This is a genomic window from Mesorhizobium sp. P5_C1, assembly GCF_054049815.1.
The window spans coordinates 1-6,905 of record NZ_JBFULQ010000301.1 but is presented as its reverse complement, the minus strand read 5'-3'; the positions used below and the strand labels follow the sequence as shown (position 1 = coordinate 6,905).

The window sequence follows — 6,905 nt, the reverse complement described above, 5'->3', positions numbered from 1 at the left end:
GCGAAGAGGCCCCCGAGGACAAGTGCCGCCATTTCCGACAGCCCGAGCGTCTCGGCAACCGCCCAATAGACGGTTCCGATGCAGATGAGCGCCTGGACGGAGAGAAACGCGGCAGCCGAGGCAGCGCGCGACAGGGTTTTGAATGTCTTGATGCGTTGTTGCATTGAAATGGTTCCGGAAACGACGCGCCGCGCGACCGGTGCACGGCCGACAGCCGCCGCACGTTCACGACGCGAACAGGGATAGATCAGGGGTGAAGCTGCGGTCGCGGACCGCTCAGGCCGCGATGGTCGGCGGCGCGCGCGGCTGATGGGCATTTGCCCTGGACCCCGGGGGCGCTTCGTATCCCGAAACAGCCGCCTTCGGCGAAGTCCGCTCAAGCCAAGAAAAGACGGCGTCGAGAACCGGCAAAGCGGGATGGCCGCTGGCGAACTTGACCAGGGACGGCCGCCCGGCGCGAACCTCCAGCACTTGCGCCTTGCCGGTGACACGCAGCAGCGCCGCCGCCTCTCCAGACCGTTCCAGGCCGATGCTGGCGCCGCCCGATGCAGCATCCGCGAAAGCTGGCACGTCCGGGCGGCCGAGGCACAGCATCGCCAGCAGCACCATGCCCATCAGGCATGAGCAGACTGTCGTCAGCGGCGCTTCGAGCAATCTGGTGCGCTTGGCCGCCGTGAAGGGACCCGGTCTCGAAAACATCACCCGCCCTAACGCACGATGGCCGGAAAGGAAAGCAAGCCGGCGAAAACCGGCAAGTCATCACCTGATACAGGGCGAATATCCCGAGGTGCGCGGCTGCATCAAGCAGTTCGTCCTTGAACCTTTTGCCTCCAAGTGCCAAATCTGGGGAGATTTTCACGTCGGCCTCTCGCAGGGCCTACCCGGCTACACGGACAAAATGGTCACCTATCTCGACGCCGCCACCGCACCACTCAGAAACACCGGCCAGATCCGCCTCTATGGCGAGGAAGGCTTTGCCGGCATGCGCAAGGCATGCGATCTCACCGCGCGCTGCCTCGACGAACTGGTGCCGATGGTCGAGCCTGGCGTCACCACAGAAGCCATCGACCGCTTCGTCTTCGAATTCGGCATGGACCACGGCGCGCTGCCGGCAACGCTCAACTATCGCGGCTACACGAAATCGTCCTGCACCTCGATAAACCATGTCGTCTGCCATGGCATTCCCGACAACAAGCCGCTCAAGGATGGCGACATCGTCAACATCGACGTCACCTATATCCTCGACGGCTGGCACGGGGATTCCTCGCGCATGTACCCGGTCGGCACGATCAAGCGCGCCGCCGAGCGCTTGCTCGAGGTCACCCATGAATGCCTGATGCGCGGCATTGCGGCGATCAGGCCCGGCGCACGCACTGGCGCCATCGGCGCCGCCATCCAGACCTATGCCGAGGCCGAGCGCTGCTCGGTGGTGCGCGATTTCTGCGGCCACGGCGTCGGCCAGCTTTTCCACGACGCACCCAACATCCTGCACTATGGCAGCGCCAATGAGGGCGTCGAGATGCGTCCAGGCATGATCTTCACCGTCGAGCCGATGATCAATCTCGGCCGGCCGCATGTGAAGGTGCTGTCGGATGGCTGGACCGCGGTGACACGCGACCGCTCGCTGTCGGCACAGTACGAACACACGATCGGCGTCACCGACACCGGCTGCGAGATTTTCACCCTGTCGCCCAACAAGCTCGACCGCCCCGGCCTGCCGGCCTAGCCTTGTTTTGCCGGTTCTTTCCGGCCCAGGAAAATGCGGAGCAGCTCGTGGGGACCGGAAGCGACGACGACGAGCGAGGCTTCTTCTCCGAAGTGCCGGTCCGGCCAGCGGCGAAAGCAAAGGCGCTCAACGACAAGCCGCATTATCTCGGCCATCGCGACCGCTTGCGCGAGCGCTTTGCCACGGCCGGTCCGGAGGCCCTGCCCGACTACGAATTGTTGGAACTTCTGCTCTTTCGCCTGATCCCCCGCGCCGACACCAAACCGGTCGCCAAGGCGCTTCTGGCGCGCTTCGGCACGCTGGCCGAAGTGCTTGGCGCATCGCTTGCATTGCTGCAGGAGGTCAAGGGCATCGGCCCCGCGGTGGCGCTCGACCTGAAGGTCGTCGCGGCGACCGCGCAGCGCATGGCGCGCGGCGAGGTCCATGGCCGCGAGGTCCTCTCCTCATGGACGCAGCTTCTCGACTATTGCCGCTCGGCAATGGCCTTCGAGGAGCGCGAGCAGTTCCGCATCCTGTTCCTCGACAAGAAGAACGCGCTGATCCCCGACGAGGTGCAACAGGTCGGCACCGTCGACCACACGCCTGTCTACCCACGCGAGGTGATCAAGCGCGCGCTCGACCTCTCGGCGACCGCGATCATTCTGGTGCACAACCATCCGTCAGGCGATCCGACGCCATCGCGCGCCGACATCGAGATGACGAAGGAGATCGTCGACGCGGCCAAGCGGCTGGGCATCGCCGTGCATGACCACATCATCATCGGGCGCAAAGGCTATTCCAGCATGAAGGGCCTGCTGCTGATCTAGTGCGATGAGCTACACGCTCGCGAAGTCGTGTACGCCGCGAGAAGCTAGGCGTTCGCGCGTGACGCGTCGGGTGGCGCCGCACTGGATCGCACCCACCGACTTCCCTTGTTTCAACGCCTTTCCGACAACCACTCGACGACTGTTACCGTGCCGCTGGTGGGCAGACTAGGACCATGGTCTGGCCGGTATGGGACTTCAGTGCCGCGACGGTCTCATAGCGCTGATTTATATTGTAATATCAAATGGTTATGGAGTTCGTTGGTTGTCAGGCTCGCGCAGTGAAACCGTATTTGTCTAAAGTTTATTGCGCACGATTAGTGAATCCTCATATGACGCTGCTCTAGCGGTTGGGCGGAGGTTCCTCAAGGAGGAGATATCATGACAAACCGAAAAACTCTGTTCGCGGCGCTCGCCGCATTGGCGCTTCTGGCGTCTCCGGCGCTCGCCGGAAACGGGCACGGCAACGGCGGTGGCAATGCTGGCGGCAATGGTGGAGGCAACGGCAACGGGCACGGCCACGCCGGCGGCAACGGCAAGAGCGGGGCTTCGCATGGCAAGTCTGCGTCGGCCCCGGGGCGGGCGGCCAAGACGGTAACGGACACAACGACCGACACCACGGTCAATACGAAGTCCGTGCACAAGGACAAGAACATCCATGCCAAGCTTGGCAGGCTGAACTCGCTGCAGCGCAACATCAACGCCTACATGAACTCCAAGAGCAAGAAGTTCGCCGGCATTCAGGCCTTCGTGACGCAGTCCGCGATAGCCAAGAACGCCCAGATCGCGGCTGACGAGGCGGCCGCGGCGGCGGACGACGCCCAGGATAAGCTGAATGCCCTGAATGCGCAGATGACCACGCTGCAGGCGGACCCGTCCGCCACGCCTGAACAAATCCAGGACCTGAACGATCAGATCGCTGCTCAGCAGGCCGTTGTCGCCGCCGACAACGCGACGGCCGCCCAGGCCCAGGCGGCAGCTGACGCTGCAACGGTCGGCACCGATCAGGCATCGCTCGACGCGGCGCTGACGGACATGGCCAACAAGCCGGTCGACGCCGATGTCACGGATTGGGCCGAGGGCGTCCTTGCCGGCAAGATCGACCAAATGGCCGACGCGCTCCAGAAGGCGGGGACACCGTAGGTATCGCGACCCAAAACAGCAGTCTAGCAAAACAGCAGTCTAGGAAGACGCCGCCGGGCCTGCCTGGCGGCGTTGCTGTTTCTGGTCTCGACTTTCACGTTGAACAAAGCGTCGCGATAATTTCCTCGGGGCCAATGCGTCCCTTGACAGCACTTGCGCCTTGATTGGCGAAGTCGATCCAGCCCTCGTTGAAGCCGTCCAGCATGCGCATGCGCGGGCCCGGATTTTTCATGCCTTGGGAGAGGAACAGGCCCTCCCAAGTGTCCCGAGGCACCGTTTCGACCCGCACCGGCCGTCCCAACGCCTTGGTGAAGGCGATCGCCAGGTCGTTGGGCGAGACACGGCGCGGGCCTTCGAGTTCGACCACGCGCCTGCCCGTCCAATGCTCCTGGATCAGGTCTGCCGCAATCCGCCCCACATCGCTCGTCGCGACCATCGCGAACGGCTTGTCGGCAGGCATCAGGAAGCTCGAGATCACACCTGTGTCGCGTGCGGAGGCGACATCCCACATTGCGTTTTCGAGAAACCAACCCGGTCTCAGGAAGGTCACCGGCAGCGGGAGCGCCGAGAGCGCCTCTTCCAGCATCGTGCGCTGCGACAAGAGGTTGTCCTGCGCTGCATCGGCTCCAATCGTCGACAGGCAAAGCACTCTGTCCGGCAGCGCGGCCTTCAGCGCTTCGACGATGGCGTCGATGACCTTGCGAGCCTCGGGGTAGCCGGGCTCGGGGTCGAACTCCGATGGGGGCAGGATGAAGACCCCCTCGGCGCCGGTGAACGCAGCTGTCAGCGCCTCGGCGTCCTCAAGTCCGGCAAGTACGACCTCGCAGCCGCGTGCCGCCCATTCTTCACCTTTGTTGGCGTCCCTGACCACGGCGCGGACAGGCCGGCCCTGTTCCAGCAGCGCGCGGCCGAGCGCTCCGCCGACTTTTCCAGTGATTCCGGTGATGGCATACATCGTCGTTTTCCAATCTCTCGTTTGTCTGGGGTAGTGGATCAGGCGAGATCGAGCCCGCGGTAGAGACCGCGCTCGAATTCGCCGTAGAGCGCGACGATCCGCTCGTCGAAAAAGGGCAGGACCTGGGTGAACAGCGCGCCGGTGATGTGCTTCACCGGGTCGAGCCAGAAGTAGCAGTTGAGCAGGCCTGCCCAGGCGATGCTGCCGGCGGAGCGCCCGTTCGGTCCCGGCTGCGTGTTGATATCGAAAGACAGGCCCCATTTATGCGACTGTCCCGGGAACTGGTCGAAGCTGCGGGAATAGGACGGCTGCGCCGAGCGCATCTGCTGGACGTTCAGCTCGCCGATCTGGTTCTGCATCATCATGGCGACCGTCTCCTGACGCAGGATTCGGACGCCATGCAGCGCGCCTCCGTTCAGCAGCGCCTGCAGGAACGCCATGTAGTCTCGCGGCGTCGAGAAAGCACCGCCACCGCCCATGAAGAACTCCGGCCGCTGCGGCATCTCGAAGGGCGCCGGCTCCAGCCCGCCGTCGGCGCGGCGATTGTGGAAGGTAGCGACGCGCCGCTTCTGCCCGGCCCCGATCAGAAAGCCTGAATCCTTCATGCCGAGCGGCGCGAAGATATTCTCGCGAAAGTAGATCTCGAGCGACTGATCCGACACCGCCTCGACCAGCTTGCCGACCCAGTCCATGCTGATGCCGTATTCCCACCGCTCGCCAGGCTCGAATTCGAGCGGAGCCGCGAAGGCAKCATTCTTGCAGGTCGCGATGTCGGGCATGCCCGTCGCCTTCTCGTAGCGGGTCAGAGCCTCGCTCCAGATCGAGTAGGTGTAGCCGGAGGTATGCGTCAGCAGATGACGCACCTTGATCGCACGCCTGGCCGGCCGCAGCCGCGGCGTTCCGTCCTCGGCAAAGCCGTCGAGAACCTGCGGCGCGGCCAGTTCTGGCAGGTATTTCGCCGCGTCGTCATCCAGATGCAGGCGGCCCTGCTCGATCAGCTGCATGCAGGCCGTCGCCGTGAAGGCCTTGGTCATCGACAGCAGCCAGAACACCGTGTCGAGCGTCATCGGTGCGCCCGTTGCGACGTTCGCCTTGCCGAAGGCACCCTCGTAGATAATGCCTTTCGGTGTCGCCGCGACGGCGATGACGCCGGCCACGTCGTTCTTTGAGACGCCTTCCCGCAAGGCGGCGTCGATCGCCTTGAACCGCACGGACGAACCGGCCGCCGTTGTTCTGGCCAAAGCGGGGCTGACCGTATCGAGAGCCAGAATGGCTCCCAGCATTCCGCCGCGCTGAAGCATCGTCCTGCGTGTGAGGTGGTCCATGGCTAACCTCCTTTCCGGATCGAAGGAAATCCGATCTGCTCGGCCGTTCGCCCCGGCGTTGCCAGGACGTCACCCTTGTAAGTCGTGCCATGACGTGATTCACGCGCATAAGGATCAGTGTTAAAGTGACTCAGATTCACTGCTCATCGCGTTAGGCTCCGGCGGAGACCTGCAGGGCGAAGGGAGATCGAATGGCTTTCGATACACGGCTTCTGACCGGTGTCGGTGTCCTGGCAGCGGTAACGGAGGCAGGGAATTTCGCCCGCGCCGCGGAGATGCTCGGCCTGACGCCGTCGGCGGTGAGCCGGGCCGTCGCGCGCCTGGAAGCGCGGGTTGGTGTGCGGCTTTTCGATCGCAATCCACGCGAGGTCAGCCTCACCGAGGAAGGCCGCCGCTTCCACACGCAGGTGCTGCCGCTTCTGGCTGGCCTGGATGAGGCGGCCGCCGAAGCCGCCGGCGCGGCGGCGGTCGTGCGCGGCCGGCTGCGCGTCTCGGTGGACCCGTGGTTCGCGCGTATGGTGCTTGCATCGAAGCTGCAGGCGTTTCTGGTTCGCTATCCCCTGCTTTCGGTCGATTTCCTGACCAGCAACTATCGCCAGGAGATGATGACTGGCGTCGACGTGGCGGTGCGCTTCGGGCCTCCCGATGAGTCATCCCTCATCGTGCGCAAGCTGCTGGAGACCCGTATCCTGACGGTCGCCGCTCCGGCCTATCTCGAAAAGCACGGCGAGCCGCGATCACCCGATGATCTCGTCCAACACGAAGCGCTTCTCTTCCGCGATCCCCAGACCGGCCTGCCCTTTCCCTGGGAGTTCCGGCGCGGCGGGGAGGTCAAGGAGGTCAAGGTCTCCAGTCGTCTGGTGATGGATGACCCTTCGGTCGCGATCGCCGCTTGCCTGGCCGGTCAAGGCATTTTCCAGAGCCTCGCGATCGGCTTGGCGCCTCTACTGTCG

Annotated in this window: 7 protein-coding genes; 4 read left to right on the top strand and 3 right to left on the bottom strand. The window is 64.1% G+C overall.

Annotated features, from left to right (window positions below):
* Positions 1–276: 276 nt before the first annotated feature.
* Entirely contained in the window at positions 277–699 is a 423-nt protein-coding gene (locus ACXJ7R_RS21115; RefSeq protein WP_457153542.1) for a hypothetical protein, read from the bottom strand.
* Positions 700–898: 199 nt separating this feature from the next.
* On the opposite strand from ACXJ7R_RS21115, the gene map reads away from it, so the two are divergent.
* From map to ACXJ7R_RS21100, 3 genes are all read left to right on the top strand, one after another.
* Entirely contained in the window at positions 899–1,726 is an 828-nt protein-coding gene (gene map, locus ACXJ7R_RS21110; RefSeq protein ID WP_095087741.1) for a type I methionyl aminopeptidase, read from the top strand.
* 47 nt (positions 1,727–1,773) lie between these two features.
* Positions 1,774–2,532, top strand: coding sequence for a RadC family protein (radC, locus tag ACXJ7R_RS21105; protein WP_457153541.1), 759 nt, complete (start codon positions 1,774–1,776; stop codon positions 2,530–2,532).
* A 417-nt stretch (positions 2,533–2,949) separates the two neighbouring features.
* Positions 2,950–3,672, top strand: a complete 723-nt coding sequence (locus tag ACXJ7R_RS21100; RefSeq protein ID WP_457153540.1) for a hypothetical protein — start codon at positions 2,950–2,952, stop codon at positions 3,670–3,672.
* Between the two features lie 94 nt (positions 3,673–3,766).
* Here the strand turns inward: ACXJ7R_RS21100 and ACXJ7R_RS21095 are convergent, their stop codons facing one another.
* Both ACXJ7R_RS21095 and ACXJ7R_RS21090 read right to left on the bottom strand, forming a co-directional pair.
* Positions 3,767–4,627, bottom strand: a complete 861-nt coding sequence (locus ACXJ7R_RS21095) for an NmrA family NAD(P)-binding protein (RefSeq protein ID WP_457153539.1) — start codon at positions 4,625–4,627, stop codon at positions 3,767–3,769.
* A 38-nt stretch (positions 4,628–4,665) separates the two neighbouring features.
* Complete coding sequence (locus tag ACXJ7R_RS21090) at positions 4,666–5,952, bottom strand: serine hydrolase domain-containing protein (RefSeq protein WP_457153538.1); 1,287 nt, start codon at positions 5,950–5,952, stop codon at positions 4,666–4,668.
* Between the two features lie 191 nt (positions 5,953–6,143).
* On the opposite strand from ACXJ7R_RS21090, the gene ACXJ7R_RS21085 reads away from it, so the two are divergent.
* Positions 6,144–6,905: LysR family transcriptional regulator (locus ACXJ7R_RS21085; protein ID WP_457153537.1), on the top strand; the 762-nt coding region annotated here is incomplete at its 3' end.

Coding starts and splice junctions, on each gene's coding strand:
- ACXJ7R_RS21095 (WP_457153539.1), bottom strand. CDS start 4,627: ATGTATGCCATCACCGGAATCACTGGAAAAGTCGGCGGAGCGCTCGGC.
- ACXJ7R_RS21115 (WP_457153542.1), bottom strand. CDS start 699: ATGTTTTCGAGACCGGGTCCCTTCACGGCGGCCAAGCGCACCAGATTG.
- map (WP_095087741.1), top strand. CDS start 899: ATGGTCACCTATCTCGACGCCGCCACCGCACCACTCAGAAACACCGGC.